The organism is Pseudonocardia sp. D17 (genome assembly GCF_036984265.1).
Classification (GTDB): Bacteria; Actinomycetota; Actinomycetes; order Mycobacteriales; family Pseudonocardiaceae; genus Pseudonocardia; species Pseudonocardia benzenivorans.
In genome coordinates, this window is record NZ_BPRG01000054.1 from 48462 (window position 1) to 63599 (window position 15138).

A 15138-nucleotide genomic window follows, 5' to 3' on the forward strand; every position below is an offset into this window, starting at 1 on the left:
CGCGGCGCGAGCCGAGTCCGTGGGCGTCGTCGAACGCCGGCCCTGCTCCGTCAGAGGACGGTGAGCTCCAGCCGTGCTCCGGCATCGCCGCCGATGTCCAGTGTCTGCGTCGTGGAGCGCATCGACGTCGCGGACCACCAGCGCTCGTCGGTTCCGGTGAGCGGGATGAAGTCGGGGTAGTCGCTGCTGCACAGCATCAGCAGCAAGGAGTGGCCCGGCCGCACGACGTAGCCGGCCTGTCCGACGGACATGGTCAGGTCGGTCGGTTCGGCGGCCACCAGCCGCTGCTGACCGCGGGAGATGGACCGGACCGCGCCGTCCGGCTCGAGATCGAGCAGATGTGCGAACAGGTCCATCGCGGGGCCGGTCGTCGACACCTGACCGTGGAACGTGACGGGGCCGGCCAGCTCGAGGTGTCGGTCCTGTGGATCGGCGCGGAACACCAGCGCGTCCGGCCGGTTCACGTACTCGCGGAAGTCCGGCCACTCCGCGACGAAAGACGACCACGACATCGCGGCCGTCGGCACGAGCATGTCGGGGTCGTGGACCCACGAGATCGGGCCGGTCGCAGTCGCCGGCCGCTCCACGAGTCGCCGGGTCGGACCGTCGACAAGGTGCAGCACCTGGTGGGTCGCCTCCGGCGGCGGCCAGCTGACGGTCCGGCGCACCTCGGCGCTGTGCGCGAGCTGGTACTCGACGGGAGCCGGTGGCTCCACCGCGCCGTCCGCCTTGAGGTACCGGTCGAAGAACTGCAGTTCGCCGTCGAACCAGGAACGGATCTGCGCCACGCTGAGCTCGGATACGCCTGCCTGCGTCGGCCCCGGGCGGTCGTCGAGCCGGAAGTCCATGTGGTCGTGCGGTCCGAGCCGCAGGTGGACGAGCGGCCGCCACGCAGGGTCGGCCACCATGGTCGGGTAGTCGTGGCGCAGCGCCTCCGCAGCGCAGTACTGGTCGTACAGCCCGAGCGAGAGCAGCACCGGGACCGGCTTCGCGGCCAGGGGGTGTCCGTCGGGGAAGCGTTGTTGCTGCGACGGCGATTCGGACGAGAGATACATGTCCATCGCCGGTGGCCGAACCCCCAGCTGGTCCACGACCGCCTCGAACGCCTCGGCCAGCGGTCGACGACCCCAGTCGTGGGCCGTCTCCGGCAGCATCCCGTCCCGGACAGCGTAGAAGTCCATGACGTACTGGAAGGGGAACGACCACTCCGGCTCGTTCGGCGTCATCAGCGGGGAGCCGAGGGCGGTGTTGGTGCCGCGCGGTGCGATCGCACGCAACGCAGGATGGTTGGTCGACAGGGCGGCCCACTGCGTGTAGCCCGTGTAGGAGTGGCCGGTCATGCCGACCCGGCCGTTCGACCACGGTCGGCTCGCGATCCAGTCGATGGTGTCGTAGCCGTCGTGCGCCTCGCTGATCCACGGGAACGTCTCGCCCTCCGACCGGAACTTCCCCCGGCAGTCCTGGGCGACCAACGCGTACCCACGTTCGAGCAGCGCGTCGGCGAGCACGTCGATGCGCACGAACCGGCCGTTCTTGTCGTAGGGCAGGCGGATCAGGACCGCCGGCACCGGACCGTCGACGTCCGGCAGGTAGACGTCGGTCGCCAACCGGATGCCGTCCCGCATGCGGACCATGAACTGCTGGGCGCGCTCGGCGGGCGCCCCAGGCGGCATATGTGTGTAGGACATCCGGGCCGGTGCCATGGTCGCTGCGTCCGAAGCTGCAGACATCTGTTCCTCCGCTGCCGTCGATCAGTCGTGGAAGGTCGTGAAGGACTCGACGGGCGCGCGTCCCGTGCGGAGTCGGTCGAGCCGGTGCTCCCGGTCGGCGAAGCCCATGGCGATCCCGCAGACCGCCGAGTGGTGCTCGGGTATGCGCAGGTGGCGGCGCAGGATCGGGTGGAAGTCGAGGAACGATGCCTGCGGGCAGGTGTCCATGCCGCGCTCGCGGGCCAGTAGCACGACGGCCTGCAGGAACGCGCCGGCGTCGACCAGGCCACCGCCCAGGGAGTGGCGGTCGACGGTGAGGACGAGGCCCACCGGCGCCCCGAAGAAATCGTAGTTGCGGCGATGGTGGCGGTGCCGGGCCCGGTGGTCGTCCGGATCGATGCCGAGCACGGTGCGGTAGAGGTTCTCGCCGAACTCCTTGCGTCGGCCGGCGAGGTGTTCGCACCACTCGGCCGGCTGGTAGGCGTACTCGGTCGCGACCTGGCCGCCGCGGTCGAGCGCCTCCCACAGGTCGTCGGTGAGCCTGCGCTTGGCGAGCCCGGTCAGCACGTGCACGTGCCAGGGCTGGGTGTTGGAGTTGCTCGCCGACCGCGCGGCCAGGCGAAGGATCTCCGCGACCACCTCGCGGGATACCGGACGGTCGAGGTACGCGCGCACGCTCCGGCGCGTCATGAGTGTGTCGGTGACCGAGCGCCCGCCGGTGTCCGCCGGCCGCTCGGCGACGGCGGGGCTGCGGTTCACACCGCGGCCCGGTCCTGATCGGCCGGCGGGGAGATGTCGTAGGAGATGCGCCCGGCCGGCAGGTAGAACAGGGCGATGACGGCGCCGCCCCTCGACTCCGGGTAGTGGTGGCTCCCGGGTGCCGGGGCCGTCCAACCGGCACCGCACCAGCCGTTCGGTCCGCGCAGGACCGCACCCGGGTGCAGCGGCACGACCAGGTTCAGCTCCCCGTAGGGGTGCTGGTGGTACTGCCCGCGGAACTCCGCCACGCTGTCCATGTAGACGGCGGTGATGCTGAACCAGTCGAGCCGCTCCTGCGGTTCGGCGATCCGGCTGCGCCGGTAGCGGCGGCCGTCGACCTCGATGTTCGCGGCCCAGCCGGCTCGGACGCCCTCGGTGACCATGGCAGCGAGGTCGTCGTAGACGGGGGTGCCGGGTCCGTGCTGCTCGTTGAGCCAGGTCTCCAGTGCGGTGCCGGGCGTGCGGTTCCTGATCTCCCGTACGAACGGGATGCTGCGCTCGACGAGGTCCTCGGCTGTACAACCCATGGCGCTCCTCCAGGCCCTGAGGGGGTGTCGAAGGGACACTAGAAGGAGGTTTCGTTACAGGCAAGACCTGTAACTGAAATGGCCCGGATCGTGAGCCACAATGGCCGCCATGAGCGTCTCGCCCGAGGAGTCCCCGCCCGGCGCCGCCAGGGGTGGCCGCCCCCGCGACCCGGCACTCGACGACTCGATCATCACCGCGACCCGACGCAGGCTGGTGCTCGACGGCTACACCGCGATGTCGTTGAGCGAGATCGCCACCGACGCCGGCGTCTCCCGCCCCACGATCTACCGGCGCTGGGCCAGCAAGCTCGAGCTGACCATCGATGCCCTCGACTGGGGATTCCGCCGCCAGCAGGCCAGCTACCCCGCCGAACCGTTCGACCGCATGCCTGCTCGGGAGGCGTTCACCGAGGCCGTCCGTCGCGTCGACCCGTGCTATTTCAATCCCGACGCGATGGTTCTCATGGGCAACTTCATGGGGGAGACGCTCCGCACCCCGGAACTGCTCGCGCACGTCAAGGAGCACGCGGTGGAGCCACGGGTGCGACTCGTCGAGCACGTCCTCGGTGCCCTCCAGGAGCGCGGCGAGGTGCGGCCCGACCTGGACCGGCACACGGTCGCGACCCTGTGCTTCGGCGCGTACTACGCGGCGTTCCTCCGCGGCGAGCACGGGCAGGGCGACCTCGCCGCGCGGGTCACGGCGGCGCTGTGGCCGGCGCTGACGACGTGAGCCGACCGGCGGGCGAGCCCGGGGATCGCGGACCCCATCGCCGCGCCGTGCAGCTCGCGTGAGGGGCAATCCGCGCGGGTTCGATCGTCGCCGCCCACCCCGCGGGCAACGCGACGACGATGTTCGGCGCGCGCGAGCTGCACCGACCAGTGCACCCGGGCGCGCCGCCGTCGTCCGATCGGGTCGAGTTGCGTGCAGTGCGCGGTGGAGGTGCGGCCTCATGCCGCACCCTTGCCGCCCCGGGACGTGTCGTCCCGAACGGAGCGGGGTAGGTGGGCGTGATGCGCGGGCAGCGGTGGTGGGGCGGGCCGGCCGGGCTCGTCGTCGTGCTCGTCGCCGCCTGTGCACCCGCCGACGCGGCCCAGCCCGACCCGACCTCCGGCACCGCCCCGCCCGCGTCGAGCGCCCCGGCCGCCCCCACGACGACCGCCGGCCACCCGACCGCGGTGGCGCGTCACCCGACCACGGCGGTCACCCGCGGACGCGCTGGGGCCGCCGATGCCGCCCCCGGCTGCGGGGAGCGCGCCGTCGCCGCCGGGCGGTTCGACCCGAGCTGCGCCGAGTACCAGGGCTACCTCGACCCCGGCACCCGGGCGGGGCGCGGGCCCACGAGCGGCGACGTCCAGCTGCAGAACCTCTGCCGCACGGGGCAGGCGCCCGCGTCCGACTGCGCGGGGGTCACCGCCAGCCGAGCTCCGGGGCCAGGTGGGTGAGCACGCTCTCGATCACGTGGGCGTTGTACTCGACGCCCAGCTGGTTGGGCACCGTCAGCAACAGGGTGTCGGCGGCGGCGATCGCCTCGTCCTCGGCGAGCTCGGCGACGAGCTTGTCGGGCTCGTCGGCGTAGGTGCGCCCGAACCGCGCGTTGCCGCCGTCGAGCATCCCGACCTGGTCGGTGCTGTGCCGCTCGTGCCAGAACAGCTGCCGGTCGAGGTCGTTGACGATCGGGAAGATGCTGCGGCTCACCGAGACCCGCGGCCCCCGCTCGTGCCCGGCCGCGGCCCAGGCGTCGCGGTAGCGCTGGATCTGCTCGGCCTGCAGCCGGTGGAACGGCACGCCGGTGTCCTCGGTGAGCAGCGTCGAGCTCATGAGGTTGAGGCCCTGCTCGGCGGTCCACTCCGCCGTGGCACGGGACCCTGCGCCCCACCAGATCCGGTCGCGCAGCCCCGGCGCGTACGGCTCCAGTCGCAGCAGTCCGGGCGGGTTGGCGAACATCGGCCGCGGGTTGGGCTGCGCGAAGCCCTCGCCCTTGAGCGCCTCCAGGAAGACCTCGGTGTGCTCGCGAGCCATCTCGGCGTCCGTCGACCCCTCGCGCGGGACGTGGCCGAAGTAGCGAAAGCCGTCGACGACCTGCTCGGGGCTGCCGCGGCTGATGCCCAGCTGCAGTCGGCCGCCGGAGATCAGGTCGGCCGCGCCCGCGTCCTCGGCCATGTACAGCGGGTTCTCGTAGCGCATGTCGATCACGCCGGTACCCAGCTCGATCGTGCTGGTCCTGGCCGCGGCGGCGGCGAGCAGCGGGAACGGGGACGCGAGCTGCCGGGCGAAGTGGTGCACCCGGAAGTACGCCCCGTCGGCCCCCGCCTCCTCGGCGGCGACCGCGAGCTCGATGGACTGCAGCAGGGCGTCGGACGCCGAGCGGACCCTCGAGTGTCGGGACTCCGACCAGTGTCCGAAGGACAGGAACCCAATCTTCTTCATGTTTCAACTAACCTTTCGACGGCGTCGGGCATTCCGCGGCGGAGACCAGGCCGAGCCTCCGGGTCGCGCGCGTCATCGCGACGTAGAGGTCGGCGGGGTTGTGGGCACGGATGCGCTCGGGCTCGACGATGACGACGACGTCGAACTCGAGGCCCTTGGCCGACACCGGAGTGTGCACCTCGGCGGGAAGGCCGTCGAGACCGTCGACGTCGGCGGCGATCACCGCGAGCGTCCCGCGACCCAGCTGCGCCACCTCCGTCTCGACGGCCTTCCGGACCTCGGCGGCCAGCGACTCCGCGGGAACCGTCCGCCGCCACGGGTCCTCGCCGGTGGAGCGCACCGACTCCGGCGGCCGCCGGTCCGGCGCGAACTCGGCCAGTACCTCGCCGGCCGCCGCCATGATCTCCGACGGCGTGCGGTAGTTGACCGTCAGCGTCCGGCAGGTCCAACGGTCGCCCAGGTGTGGGCGCAGCACGTCGGCCCACGCCTGCGCACCGCCGGGCGCGCTGCGTTGCGCCAGGTCGCCGACCGCGGTGACCGAACCCGACGGACACCGTCGCAGCAGGACGTGCCAGTCCATGGCCGAGAGCTCCTGCGCCTCGTCGACGACGAGGTGGCCGTAGCGCCAGTCGCGGTCACCGGCCGCGCGCTCGGCGACGCTCGCCAGGTGGGAGGGCACCTGCCGCTGCGCGAGGACGTCGGCGGTGACGAAGTCCGTGGGGCGCGCCTCGTCGGGGTCCTCGCCCGCGATCTGCCGGTCGGCCACCTCCAGGATGCTCAACACCTCGGCGGCGTAGCGGCCGTCGGGTTCGTCGGGTGTCGGCGCGGGCGCGTCGGGAAGCGGACCCAGCAGCTCGGCCAGTTCGTCGAGCAACGGCGCGTCCGCCACGGTCCAGGGCGATCCCGCGGGCCGGAACAGCCCGCCGAGCCCGTCGCCGGCGGAGGCCAGCCGCTCGGGCGAGGAGAACAGGTCGGTCAGGGCCTGCTCGGGGGTCAGCAGCGGCCACAGCGTCTCGACGGCGGCGTGGAAACCGAGGTCGGCGCGCAGGTCGTCGCGTAGCTCCGCGCGCATCTCCGCGGTGACCTGCGCGGCGCCGGCCGGGTCGATCTCGGGGATGTCGAGGTCGCGCAACAGCTCGGCGAGCTCGGGCGGGTCCTCCAGGTCGTGGCCGAGCTTCTCCAGGCCCTGGTCGAGCAGCAGCCCGCCCAGCGCATCACGGAACGTCGTCCGCGCGGCGTTGTGCGGCAGCCCCGTCGCCCGCGCCCGCCGCCGGGCCTCCGCGGCGATCCTCCGGTCGATCTCGACGGTGACGTCCTCCAGCTCGATCGCGATCGGGGATGCGGGCAGGCCCTGCCGGTCGGCCACGGCGCGGCGCAGCACGTCGATCATTGAGAGGTCGCCCTTGGTGCGGGCCACGTCGTCGGGATCGACGGCCGTCGCGACGACGCCGTGCGCCAGCCGCCCCGGCGTCGTGAAGACGACGGCCGACTCGCCCAGTGCCGGCAACACCCCGCCGACGTAGCGGATGAAGCCCGCGCTCGGTCCGACCACGAGCACGCCGCTGCGCGCGAGGCGGTCCCGGTGCGAGTAGAGCAGGTACGCGACGCGGTGCAGCGCGACCGCGGTCTTGCCCGTCCCCGGCCCACCCTCGATGACGACGACGCCGGACAGCGGCAGCCGGATGATCGCGTCCTGCTCGGCCTGGATCGTCGTGACGATGTCGCGCATCGTCGACCCCCGCGGCGCCCGCAATGCGGCGAGCAGCGCCGGATCCGAGGCAGAACCGGAATCCGTGTCGCGGTCGAGCACGTCGTCGTGGAAATCGACGACGCGTTCCTCCGGTGCGGTTCCGGCGATCCGGAAATGGCGGCGCCGGGTCACTCCGAGTGGGGACGCGAGCGTCGCGCAGTAGAACGGTTGCGACGCCGGTGACCGCCAGTCGACGAGTGCGCTCTCGCCATCGGCCGGGTCGGTGAGGCCGACCCGCCCCACGTAGGTCGTCGACCCGTCGGTGTGGTCGAGCCGCCCGAAGCACAGCCCGGAGCGGGCCGCGGTCAACGACGCCACCCGTTCCGACCAGCGATGGACCGACACGTCGCGCTCCCACCGTGCGCTCAGCTCCCCGCCGGTCCGCTCGGCCAGCGAGCCGCGGGCGTGCGCCGCGGCGGACTCGAGCTCCGCCGTGAGCAGTGCGTGCATCCGCCGGATCCGGGCGTTCTCCCCGGCCAGTTCTTGCTCGACGAGGGGTGTTCCAGCGGGGTCGGGGGTTGTGTTAGAATTGACTTGTAGAGGTGCACTCTCGCATTCTGAAGGCACTCGTCAGAATAGCTTTCCCGCACCTCGTTCCGCAATTCTTCGGGTGTTATGCGTCCAGTCGGACCCGCACCGAGACCCGTCCCTGATCGTCCCGCGTGGTCACGGCGTGGCCGGTCCGGTCGGTGCCGTCGAGGGTCAGCGTCAGCGGGCCGCCGTCGCCGAGGAAGTTGCGCCACCACGTCTTCGCGTCGGGGAACTCGACGCCGATCAGCACATCGTCACCGCTGCGGCGGTAGCCGACGGGCGTGCGGAACGTGCGCCCCGTCCGGCGGCCGACGTAGGTGATCTCCGTGATGCCGCGACTGACGAACCGTCCGACGACCGGCGCCTTCGCGAGCGCGGACACCGCCGCGTTGACGAGCCGGACGAGCGGGGCGAAGGGCGAGGACGACATGCGCACGTGTCCGAGGCTAGTCACGTGATCGCCGGGATTCTGTGACCCGCAGGTGCTGATCACGAGCGCGCGGCCGGCGTTCCGGGGTGTGTCGCCGGGTGTGCGGTTCGGGCAGGAGTCGACGGGTCGCCGGCGCCGCACCGTCGAGGCGGTCGGCGCCCCCGCCTGGCGTGGCTGTGGCTGTGGCTGCGGCGGTGGCTGTAGGCGGTGGCGGTGGCGCCGGTGCGCGACCCCGGCGTGGACAGGGCTGCGGGCGTTGAGGTTGCGGGCGTTGAGGCGGCGCCCGCGCGATCTCACTACGGCTCCCCGGGTTCGTCGCCGTGCGTCGGCCTTGCGCGCTGGGTGGTGACGGCGCTGGTGGTGACGGCGCTGGGGCGCGGCCGGGGTGATCGCTGCGCCGGATGTGGGACATGGGCGCAACCAGCTGCGCTCAGGTCCCGGAAACGCCGATCACGGGCAGTCGGCAGGCCGGCCGGGACGTCGGCGCACGTGCGGATTGCAGTGAGGGGGCTGGGCCGGGTGGTTTGACCGGCGCGGGGCCCGATTCTGTCGGTACCCCGGCGTGGGCCCCGGGGTGATCGCCCTCTGTGGGACATGGGCGCGACCACGTGCGCTCTTGTCCCGGAAACGGTGATCACGAGCAGGGGCGGGGCCTGCCGGGGTGTGTCGGCTCGCGTGCGGGTCGCCCTGAGGGGAGCGGCCGGCCCCGTGGTGTGAGAGGCGCGGAGTGCGACCACGTGCGCCTTGTCCCGCATACGCTGATCACCGGGAGGCGGGCGGGGCGCGCCGGGGACCCGAACGTCGTCGGTCGGGCCACCGGCGTGCGGGACGGTCCTACTCGGACGCGGTGCCCGAGTCGCCCGAGTCGTCGGAGGCGCCCGTGTCGGCAGCGGCCGAGTCGGCGGCGGGAGCGGCCGGGAGCGGCAGGGCGCCCAGGACGGTGCCCGCGACGGCGTTGGGGTCGACGGGCAGCGGCACCGGCAGGTTCGGCAGCGACGGCGGCGCCGGGAGCGCGCCGGCCACCGTGCCGACCGCGTCGGCCACCGGTGCGGGGAGCGCACCGGTGGCGGCGTCGAGCGGGCCCGCGGCGGGAGCGGCCTCGTCGGCGAACGCCAGGCCCGGGGTCAGGATGGCGAGCGGCAGCGCGGCGGCACCGACGAGCACGGTCCGGGTGGACTTGCGCATGCGGTTCCTCCTTCTTCTCTGATACGTCGCGCCCCCGACCTGGTGACGGGGATCCGCGAGCGTCCCCGTGATAAACGCGCCGAGCGCAGTCGACGACGTGGTTTCCCACCGGTTCGTGTGAGCAACCGATGGCCACCCGGGCGACACGGTCTTGATCGAGTGAACTCATCGTCACCGCGGGTCGTGACGAACAGTGGTCGATCACCGGCCGTGCGCTTGACCCGCGCCGGCGGATGCACTACCCGCCGAAGCCAGAGCGTAGGTGTTGACCTACGTAGGTCGACGCCTACGCTGAGGAGCGTGCAGGCGGTGTGGGAGGCGGTGGCCGAGCCGCGGCGGCGCGCGATCCTGGTCCTCGTGCGGGACCAGGAGTTGGCGGCCGGGCAGATCGCGGCCCAGTTCCCCGACGTCGCCCGGCCGACGGTCTCGCAGCACCTGCGCGTGCTGCGCGACGCGGGGCTGGTCGTCGAGCGCCGGGTCGGGACCAGCCGGCTCTACCGCGCCCGTCCCGAGGGGTTCGCCGAGGTGAGGGAGTTCCTCGACCGGTTCTGGGCCGGCCGCCTGCAGGCACTGAAGGAAGCCGCCGAAGCCGAGCAGAGGACCCGAGATGGCTGAGCCCGTCGTCCGTGAGATCGACATCGATGCGGCGCCGGAGACGGTGTTCGCGTTCTTCGTCGAGCCCGCGAAACTCACCCGCTGGCTCGCCGACGAGGCCGTCCTCGACCCGTGCGCGGGCGGGGTCTGTGTGCAGGTCCATCCCGGTGACGACCGCGGCAGCGACCGGTCGTTCCACATGAGCGGACGCTTCGTCGAGGTCGACCCACCGCGTCGTGTCGTCTTCACCTGGGGGTTCACCGAGCCGGAGATCGGGGTGCCACCGGACTCGACGACCGTCGAGGTCACGTTGCGGCCCAACGGTTCCGGAACGAGGGTCCGGCTCGTGCACCACGACCTGCCGTCGTCGGCGACCGCCGACCACGAGCAGGGGTGGACGGAGATGCTGCGCCGTCTCGATAGCGCGGTCACCGCGGGCCGGGGCGCCGACGGGCAGGCGATGCGGCACGAGATCTGGATCGAGGCACCGCAGGAGGCGGTCTTCGCCGCCCTCACGACGCGCGAGGGCCTCGACGGCTGGTGGGGGCGTGCCGTCGCGGCGGATGCCGAGGTCGGCGGGGTCGTCGAGTTCGACCATGGCTTCGGCGTCCCGCTGCGCATGCGCGTCACCGACCTCGTCGACGGCGAGCGTGTCGAATGGACCTGCCTCGGGGGCTTCGACGACCCGGGGAACCCGGCGTCGGACTGGGGTGGGACGCGGCTCTCCTTCGACCTGACGACGGTGAAGAAGGCCGACGTCGCGCCCCCGCTCGACGCCTACGTCTCCCGCGACGAGTTCACCGTTCTGCGCTTCGAGCACGCCGGCTGGGCGCCGGGCGCGCGCTGGTTCGCGTTCTGCTCCACGGCGTGGGCGGTCACCCTGGAGTCCGGGCTCAAGACGAGCTGCCAGGAGTGACCGGGTAGCGCAGGTGCGTCACGCCGCGACCCTCGACGACCTGGGGGTCGCCGAGGCGGATCGGGGTGTCGCCCAGGCGGTCGAACCAGCGGATGCCCCTGCCGAGCAGCACCGGCGCGATGTTGACGCTCAGTTCGTCGACCAGCCCCGCGACGAGACACTGCTGGGTGATCTCCGCACTCGCGACGACGACGTCCCGGTCGCCCGCGACCGCCTTCGCCTGCTCGATCGCCGCCGCGACGCCGTCGGTGACGAACGTGGCGCCCGGCGCGTAGGGCTGGGCGGGCGGCTCGTGCGTGACGACGAAGATCGGAGCGCCGATCGGGTGTGCGCCGCCCCAGCCCTTGGTCACCTCGTAGAGCCGCCGCCCGCAGACCAGCGCGCCCGTGTGCGCCAGCGCCTCGCGCAGCAGGGCGGCGCTCGCCTCGGAGGTCCGGAACGTGAGCGTGTCGATGTGCGAGGGGGTCTCGACGTCACCGTTGCCGAACCAGCCGAACAGCTCCATGACCCCGTCGTCGGGGTCGGCGATGAAGCCGTCCAGCGACATCGTCATGTCCGCGATCACCCGTGCCATGTCGGCCTCCTCGATGTGCGGCCCGCCTCGTGCGGACCGTTCGAGTCGTTCAACGCACCCGGGCGCCCGGACTCATCGGAGCGGCTCGACGGGCCACCGCGAGAGGTGCGCGCCGCGGCGTCAGCGGCGGGCCCGGACGGCGGCGGCGAGGTCGTCGAGCACGCCGGCGGTGGTGGACCAGTCCATGCAGGCGTCGGTGACGCTGCGGCCGCGCACCATGTCGGGGCCGATCTCCTGGCGGCCGGCCTCCAGGAAGCTCTCCAGCATCACCCCGACGACCCCGGACTCGCCGGCCGCGATCCGCTGCGCGAGGTCGCCTGCGACGACGGGCTGGCGGCGATGGTCCTTGCCGGAGTTGCCGTGGCTGGCGTCGACGATGACGCGCTCGGGGAGACCGGCACCGGCGAGGGTCCCGAGCGCGGCGGCGACGTCGGTGGCCGAGTAGTTCGGGCCGCCGCTGCCGCCGCGCAGGATGACGTGGCAGTCGGGGTTGCCGGTCGTCGTGATCAGCGATGCGAGGCCGTCGGGGTTGATGCCCATGAAGACGTGGCTGCCCGCAGAGGCGCGGGCCCCGTCGACCGCGATCTGCACGTCCCCGTCGGTGGAGTTCTTGATCCCGATGGGCATCGACAGCGCGCTGCACAGCTGGCGGTGGACCTGGCTCGCGGCCGTCCGCGCCCCGATCGACCCCCACGACACGACGTCGGCGATGTACTGCGGGGTGATCGGGTCGAGGAACTCGCAGCCCACGGGCAGGCCCAGCGCGCAGATGTCGAGCAGCAGCGACCGGGCGATCCGCAGCCCCTTGTTGACCTTGAACGTGCCGTCGAGGTCGGGGTCGTTGATCAGGCCCTTCCAGCCCACGGTCGTGCGCGGCTTCTCGAAGTACGCCCGCATGACGACGACGAGGTCCTCGTGCAGCGCCTGCGCGTGCGCGGCGAGCCGGTGTGCGTAGTCGAGCGCGGCGTCGGCGTCGTGGATCGAGCACGGGCCGACGACCACGACGAGCCGGTCGTCGCGGCCGTCGAGGACGTCGACCACCTCGGACCGGCCGCGGGTGACGGTGGCGGCGACGGTGTCGTCGGCCGGCAGCTCGGAGCGCAGCAGGGCGGGGGAGATCAGCGGGCTGATCCCTGCGGTGCGCTGCGCGTCGAGCGACGGAGCGCCGAGGATGTCGAGGCTGGTCATGACGGGGGTCGTCCTCTCAAAGGATCGGACCCGCCCGTCGTCACCGCGAGCCGGTCCGTCCGGCTCGGGGTGGTCGATGGTCAGCGCAGCGGATCGCCCGCCGACCCATCCCGGGCCGGGCGTCCAAACCAGTACCAGCGCTGCACGGGCGCGACAGTAGCCGACGCGCCCGCCGGCCCGCCAGGGAGCATGGTCACCTCGCGCGGTTGCGTGCGTAGTGGCGGGCGGCGCGGGCACGGTTGCCGCAGCCGTGCGAGCACCACTCGCGACGGCCGCTGCGGACGAAGAACAGCACGCAGCCAGGGCCCTGGCAGGCGCGCAGGTCGTGGCGGCGGGGGCCGCCGAGGAAGTCGACGGCGTCGGCGGCGATCTCGGACAGCGCGGTCGCGACGGCGCCGCCGGCACTGCGGGCGACGGTGCCGGGTTCGGGATCGGCGCGCAGCTCCCGCCAGCGTGCGGGGGCGGCGGCGTGCCGGTTGACGAGGTCGACGGCCTCGGCGGGCAGGGGTCGGGCGTCGACGGTCGCGGCGGCCAGCCGCCGGATCGCGTCGCGCAGCGCGCGGGTGGCCGCGAGGTCGGCGGCATCGACGGCGGTGGCATCGACGGCGGCGGCATCGACGACGGTGGCATCGACGACGGGGAGAAGCCGGACGTCGTGGAGCCAGCGGGCGAGCTGCTGCGGGTTCTCGAGGCCTTCGCGGAGGTGGCCGCGTACCGCGTAGCTGGTGTTGGCCAGCTCGATCGAGAGGGGCTCCCCGAGGAGCGGGGCGCCGCCGGAGACGTCGGTCATATCTAATGCTAACCCGCCTTGACCCCGTTAGATCGTTCTCCTAGGTTCTCATGGATACAGTCCAGGAAAGCGTGAGAACGGAGCCATCGATGGCAGCCCTCCAGACCGGTCACGTCGGCGTCAACGTCACCGATCTCGCCCGGTCGACCGCCTTCTACCAGCAGGTCTTCGGGTTCGAGGTCATTGCCGGGGACCAGACGGGCGACCGGCCCTACGTGTTCCTCGGCATCGACGGCGAGCTCGTCGTCACCCTCTGGCAGCAGAGCGCGGGCGAGTTCCCGACGGACCGGCCGGGGCTGCACCACCTGGCGTTCCTCGTGGACGACATCGACACGGTCCGGGCCGCCGAGGAGCGGGTCCGCGCCTCGGGCGCCCGGTTGTTCCACGACGGCGTCGTCCCGCACGCCGAGGGCGCGTCGTCGGGCGGCATCTTCTTCGCCGACCCCGACGGCATCCGGCTGGAGATCTACGCGGCGGCAGGCGCCGACGGCGCCGCACCGTCGGACGGCCCGACGTGCGGGTTCTTCTGACCGGTCCGGTCACCCACCGGCCGCGGCGACCCGCGCGGAGATCTCCGCGGCCAGCGCGGTGTCCTTCGCCGTCAGGCCGCCCGCCGAGTGCGTCGAGAGGCGGAACGTCAGTGTCCGCCAACGGATGTCGATGTCGGGGTGGTGGTCGGCGCGTTCGGCGTCGTCGGCCACCTCGCCGACCACGCGGATCGCCGTCGGGAAGTCGGGCAGCTCCGCGGTGCGCACGATCGAGTCGCCGGCACGCTCCCACCCCGGCAGGTCGGCGAGGGCGGCGGTGATCGCGGCGTCGTCCAGGAGATCGGCCATGCGGGCCATCCTCCCGCAGAACGACCTCAGGCGTCGCGCGTGAGCATCCGGCTCGTCGTGATCCCGCCGCCGATCGCGATGTAGCACAACGCCCGCAGGGTGCTCCCGCCGATGTCGCCCCATGACATCGGGTCGCGCAGGACGTCGGCGCCCGCGGAGAAGCCCGTCGTCAGCAGGTAGGGCGCCAGCCAGTCGAGCGCGGGGATCGCGCCGAGCACCCCGAAGACGATGAGCCCGCCCAGCACCGACGCCAACACGACGAGCGGGTGTTCGGTGAACGCCGAGATCGCCAGTGCGATCGCGCCGACCGCGGCGAGCTGGCCGACCGTCCACAGCGCCGCGATCCCGACGCGGCCCATCGCCTCGCCGAACCCGAGCGTCGTGCCGGAGAGGGTGACGAGCGTGCCGTCGGCGCCGCCCACCACAACCAGGCCGGCGACCACCCCTACGACCGCGACGACCAGCGTCGCCACCACGGTCACCACGAGGACCCCGAACGCCTTCATCACGACGAGCCGGCCGCGCCCGACCGGCGCGAGGAGCAGGCCGCGCAGGGTCCCGTGGGCGGCCTCGCCCGCGATCGCGTCGGCCGCGGCCATCCCGACGGCCAGCGGCAGCAACAGGGCGAGCATCAGCGTCATGGCCACGACCGGCAGCACGAGCCCGTTGCCCGCGATCGCACCGATCAGCCCGTTGCCGCCGCGGTCGGCCACGACGACGCCGATCGCGATCAGGATCGGGACCAGCGCGAACAGCCCGAGCATCACCAGCGTCCGCGGCCGGCGCAGCACCCAGCGCATTTCGGCGCCGAGCAGCCGGCCCATCGGGGCGGACCCCCGATGCGGCGTCGTGCCCGTCTCCACGAGCGACGCGGTCATCAGGTCTCCTCCCCGGTGAGGCGGGGGGACAACTCCTCCAGCC

General features: G+C 72.8%; 17 protein-coding genes. 5 read left to right on the plus strand and 12 right to left on the minus strand.

What is annotated here, in order from left to right:
- Nucleotides 1–50: 50 nt before the first annotated feature.
- The 3 genes from PSD17_RS12030 to PSD17_RS12040 all read right to left on the minus strand — a co-directional run bounded on the left by PSD17_RS12030 (nucleotide 51) and on the right by PSD17_RS12040 (nucleotide 2995).
- Nucleotides 51–1688: a CocE/NonD family hydrolase gene (locus tag PSD17_RS12030; RefSeq protein WP_339122678.1), complete on the minus strand. Its 1638-nt coding sequence runs from the start codon at nucleotides 1686–1688 to the stop codon at nucleotides 51–53.
- 63 nt (nucleotides 1689–1751) lie between these two features.
- A complete protein-coding gene (locus PSD17_RS12035; RefSeq protein ID WP_103381849.1) occupies nucleotides 1752–2468 on the minus strand; it encodes a nitroreductase in 717 nt (238 codons plus the stop codon).
- Nucleotides 2465–2995 (minus strand): DUF4863 family protein, encoded by a 531-nt coding sequence (locus tag PSD17_RS12040; protein ID WP_013673167.1) that lies wholly within the window; start codon nucleotides 2993–2995, stop codon nucleotides 2465–2467. The genes PSD17_RS12035 and PSD17_RS12040 overlap by 4 nt, the downstream gene beginning before the upstream one ends.
- A 109-nt stretch (nucleotides 2996–3104) precedes the next feature.
- On the opposite strand from PSD17_RS12040, the gene PSD17_RS12045 reads away from it, so the two are divergent.
- Together PSD17_RS12045 and PSD17_RS12050 are read left to right on the plus strand one after the other, a co-directional pair.
- Nucleotides 3105–3725, plus strand: a complete 621-nt coding sequence (locus PSD17_RS12045; RefSeq protein WP_339122679.1) for a TetR/AcrR family transcriptional regulator — start codon at nucleotides 3105–3107, stop codon at nucleotides 3723–3725.
- Nucleotides 3726–4006: 281 nt separating this feature from the next.
- Entirely contained in the window at nucleotides 4007–4438 is a 432-nt protein-coding gene (locus tag PSD17_RS12050) for a hypothetical protein (protein WP_339122680.1), read from the plus strand.
- Here the strand turns inward: PSD17_RS12050 and PSD17_RS12055 are convergent.
- The 4 genes from PSD17_RS12055 to PSD17_RS12070 form a co-directional block, all read right to left on the minus strand.
- Complete coding sequence (locus PSD17_RS12055) at nucleotides 4404–5423, minus strand: LLM class flavin-dependent oxidoreductase (RefSeq protein WP_339122681.1); 1020 nt, start codon at nucleotides 5421–5423, stop codon at nucleotides 4404–4406. The genes PSD17_RS12050 and PSD17_RS12055 overlap by 35 nt on opposite strands.
- Before the next feature lie 7 nt (nucleotides 5424–5430).
- Complete coding sequence (locus PSD17_RS12060) at nucleotides 5431–7623, minus strand: UvrD-helicase domain-containing protein (protein WP_339122682.1); 2193 nt, start codon at nucleotides 7621–7623, stop codon at nucleotides 5431–5433.
- Between the two features lie 163 nt (nucleotides 7624–7786).
- Nucleotides 7787–8134: a nitroreductase/quinone reductase family protein gene (locus PSD17_RS12065; RefSeq protein ID WP_339122706.1), complete on the minus strand. Its 348-nt coding sequence runs from the start codon at nucleotides 8132–8134 to the stop codon at nucleotides 7787–7789.
- A gap of 834 nt (nucleotides 8135–8968) precedes the next feature.
- Entirely contained in the window at nucleotides 8969–9319 is a 351-nt protein-coding gene (locus PSD17_RS12070; protein ID WP_339122683.1) for a hypothetical protein, read from the minus strand.
- Between the two features lie 300 nt (nucleotides 9320–9619).
- Between PSD17_RS12070 and PSD17_RS12075 the strand changes: the two genes are divergently transcribed.
- Both PSD17_RS12075 and PSD17_RS12080 read left to right on the plus strand, forming a co-directional pair.
- Nucleotides 9620–9934 (plus strand): ArsR/SmtB family transcription factor, encoded by a 315-nt coding sequence (locus tag PSD17_RS12075; protein ID WP_339122684.1) that lies wholly within the window; start codon nucleotides 9620–9622, stop codon nucleotides 9932–9934.
- The gene (locus PSD17_RS12080) at nucleotides 9927–10829 is read left to right on the plus strand and encodes an SRPBCC domain-containing protein (RefSeq protein ID WP_339122685.1); all 903 of its coding nucleotides are present in this window, start codon (nucleotides 9927–9929) and stop codon (nucleotides 10827–10829) included. The genes PSD17_RS12075 and PSD17_RS12080 overlap by 8 nt, the downstream gene beginning before the upstream one ends.
- On the opposite strand, the gene PSD17_RS12085 is transcribed toward PSD17_RS12080, so the two are convergent.
- From PSD17_RS12085 to PSD17_RS12095, 3 genes are all read right to left on the minus strand, one after another.
- Entirely contained in the window at nucleotides 10807–11403 is a 597-nt protein-coding gene (locus tag PSD17_RS12085; protein WP_339122686.1) for a dihydrofolate reductase family protein, read from the minus strand. The two genes, PSD17_RS12080 and PSD17_RS12085, sit on opposite strands and share 23 nt — an antisense overlap.
- A 120-nt stretch (nucleotides 11404–11523) precedes the next feature.
- Nucleotides 11524–12591, minus strand: coding sequence for a 3-deoxy-7-phosphoheptulonate synthase (locus tag PSD17_RS12090; protein ID WP_339122687.1), 1068 nt, complete (start codon nucleotides 12589–12591; stop codon nucleotides 11524–11526).
- 193 nt (nucleotides 12592–12784) lie between these two features.
- Nucleotides 12785–13381: a CGNR zinc finger domain-containing protein gene (locus tag PSD17_RS12095; RefSeq protein ID WP_339122688.1), complete on the minus strand. Its 597-nt coding sequence runs from the start codon at nucleotides 13379–13381 to the stop codon at nucleotides 12785–12787.
- Between the two features lie 89 nt (nucleotides 13382–13470).
- On the opposite strand from PSD17_RS12095, the gene PSD17_RS12100 reads away from it, so the two are divergent.
- Nucleotides 13471–13911 (plus strand): VOC family protein, encoded by a 441-nt coding sequence (locus PSD17_RS12100; RefSeq protein ID WP_013673179.1) that lies wholly within the window; start codon nucleotides 13471–13473, stop codon nucleotides 13909–13911.
- Between the two features lie 9 nt (nucleotides 13912–13920).
- Here PSD17_RS12100 and PSD17_RS12105 read toward each other — a convergent pair whose 3' ends face one another.
- Together PSD17_RS12105 and PSD17_RS12110 are read right to left on the minus strand one after the other, a co-directional pair.
- Entirely contained in the window at nucleotides 13921–14217 is a 297-nt protein-coding gene (locus PSD17_RS12105; RefSeq protein WP_013673180.1) for a 4a-hydroxytetrahydrobiopterin dehydratase, read from the minus strand.
- Nucleotides 14218–14243: 26 nt separating this feature from the next.
- Nucleotides 14244–15095, minus strand: a complete 852-nt coding sequence (locus tag PSD17_RS12110; protein WP_013673181.1) for an ABC transporter permease subunit — start codon at nucleotides 15093–15095, stop codon at nucleotides 14244–14246.
- Nucleotides 15096–15138: the final 43 nt, after the last annotated feature.